Here is a 1,673-nt window from a genome sequence, read left to right on the forward strand (position 1 = left end):
TCGAGTCGCCGAGTTCGCGCTCGGGTGTTTTTGGGGTGCTGAGCGGCGGTACTGGCAACTGCCTGCGGGGGTTTGGACTACCGCTGTCGGGTTTCAGGGTGGGTTTACGCCGTTTCCCGTTGATGATGAGGTGCGGACCGGGTTGACCGGGCACGCGGAGACCGTGCGGGTTGTCTATGATCCCGCGCGGGTTTCCTACGAGGCGCTGTTGCGGGTTTTCTGGGAGGGGCACGATCCGACTCAGGGGTTCCGGCAGGGAAATGACGTGGGGACTCATGTACGCTCGCTGATTTTTGCCCGTACGGATGACGAGGTGGAGGCTGCCGAGTCGTCGAGGGACGCCTATCAGAAGTGTCTCGCCGAGGCGGGGTACGGGGAGATCACCACTGAGATCCTGGCGGCGAAGGAGTATCCGTTCTATCCGGCCAGTTCGCTGCATCAGCAGTATCTGGCTCATCACCCGGGCGGGTACTGCGGGTTGGGCGGTACGGGGGTGACTTACCGGGCGTGAGTTTCGGTGTTCATGCCCGCCGGGTACGCGACGAGAGTCTGCCGTTCGCGCGCAGGCGCGGGGAGTTGAGGTACGCCGTCGAGCGGTACTGCCCGCTCGGGTTCAACGCGACGTGGGCCTACCTCGCGGCCCTCGCGCCGGACCTGGCCGGGTGCGGCGCCTCCGGCGCGGCTCGGGTTGGTCGCGGCGGTCGCCAACCGGCATGCGGCGTTCCGGAGTTGGCCCTTTCCGGACGCATCGGTCGAGGTGCCCCGCCTCGGTGGGCTGCACGCGCGGCTGGACGCGTGCGCGGTCGCCTACTTGGCGGATCTCGGTCGGCAAGGGCCGGAAGCCGCGCAGGAGTTGGCCGACATCCTCGACGGCATCGACTCGCTCACCCGGTCCGGATACGCGCCGGTGAACGCCCATCTCCTGAGCCGGCTGCGCTTCGGGCGGCTCCTCGCGTACGCCATGAGCGTGACGAACGTGCCCGGTTGACCTGCCGGAATCTTCAACTCCCCTTCCTGTAGCGGTAATTCAGTTGCCCCGGCCCTGTCTCGACCCCGCTAATGCACTGCATGGCCGATATCCAGGGCACCTACGACGACCTCTTCCTCGCCGTCCCCAACCTCCTCGCCCGACTGCTGGACGAGGGGGACACGGGAGGTTCGGTCGCCGTGTTCATGGGCGGGGAGCCCGTCGTGGACGTGTGGGGCGGGTACACGGATGCCTCGCGCGGCGTCCCCTGGCGGCGGGACACGATCACGAACGTGTGGTCGGTGACGAAGACGATGACCGCGCTGACGGCGTTGACGCTGATCGAGCGGGGCTCGCTGGACCCGGACGCCGAAGTCGCCCGGTACTGGCCGGAGTTCGGGGCGAAGGACGTCCTCGTCCGGCATGTCCTCTCGCACACCGCCGGACTGCCCGACTGGCCGGGCACGGTGGAGGAGCTGTACGACTGGGACGCGGTCACCGCGCGGCTCGCGGGCCTCACGCCGCAGTGGGAGCCGGGTACGGAGGCGGGGTATCACTCGCTGACCCAGGGGTACCTGGTGGGCGAGCTGGTCCGGAGGATTACCGGGGTACCTCTCGGGGACTACTTCGCGACGGAGATCGCGGGGCCTCTCGGAGCGGACTTCCACATCGGGCTGGCCGCCGAGCACGACCACCGGGTCGCCGC

General features: G+C 68.4%; 3 protein-coding genes. All 3 read left to right on the forward strand.

Annotated features, from left to right (window positions below; genetic code table 11):
• The coding region (gene msrA / locus AOK24_RS28825) for a peptide-methionine (S)-S-oxide reductase MsrA (protein WP_055722977.1) at positions 1–511 on the forward strand (511 nt) is incomplete at its 5' end.
• A 246-nt stretch (positions 512–757) separates the two neighbouring features.
• The gene (locus AOK24_RS28830) at positions 758–988 is read left to right on the forward strand and encodes a hypothetical protein (protein WP_055722978.1); all 231 of its coding nucleotides are present in this window, start codon (positions 758–760) and stop codon (positions 986–988) included.
• An 80-nt stretch (positions 989–1,068) separates the two neighbouring features.
• Positions 1,069–1,673 (forward strand): serine hydrolase domain-containing protein (locus AOK24_RS28835; RefSeq protein WP_159052018.1); only part of this gene is annotated, 605 nt, incomplete at its 3' end.

Origin of the sequence: Streptomyces niveiscabiei (assembly GCF_001419795.1) — a bacterium.
Classification (GTDB): domain Bacteria; phylum Actinomycetota; class Actinomycetes; order Streptomycetales; family Streptomycetaceae; genus Streptomyces; species Streptomyces niveiscabiei.